Origin of the sequence: Allomuricauda sp. F6463D, from assembly GCF_023015965.1 — a bacterium.
Taxonomy (GTDB): domain Bacteria; phylum Bacteroidota; class Bacteroidia; order Flavobacteriales; family Flavobacteriaceae; genus Flagellimonas.
Window position 1 is genome coordinate 1 of record NZ_JALKAN010000017.1, and the last position, 497, is coordinate 497.

The window sequence follows — 497 nt, forward strand, 5'->3', positions numbered from 1 at the left end:
CTTGGATGGAATACCCAGAACTTCCTCTCCGTGAATCTTGTTCTTTGTAGCTGTACGCTTCTTCAGATAACTATCCATTAACCTAAAGAGCTGAAGGCACTCTGCCTGTACATCGGTCAGGGCATTGTACAGGGGAACCTCATTGGACAATGCATAATTGCAAATAGCTTTGGCATCACTCTTGTCCGTCTTTACCTTGGCAAGTTTCATCTGTATAAAACGCTTGACCGACAAAGGGTTCACTACCGATACGGCCAACCCGTTTTTGTAAAGAAACTGTGCAAGTCGATAGTGGTAATAGCCGGTCGCCTCCATGACCACAAGACTGTCTTGAGGTAATGATTTTATAAACAACCGAAAACCGGAAGAATCGTTTTTAAATCGGGAATGACCATATTCACTACCATGTACATCAAAGACATCCTTACTGATATCGACTCCGAAAGTTTCTTTATATTTATTCATAAGAAATGATTTTATGAAAGAGCAGACTACCT

The 497-nt window shown here is 41.2% G+C and carries 1 protein-coding gene; it reads right to left on the minus strand.

Going from position 1 to position 497, the window contains the following annotated elements:
* Positions 1-465, minus strand: a 465-nt coding sequence (locus tag MWU56_RS16455) for an IS110 family transposase (protein ID WP_247046514.1), incomplete at its 3' end; no start/stop codon positions are given.
* Positions 466-497: the final 32 nt, after the last annotated feature.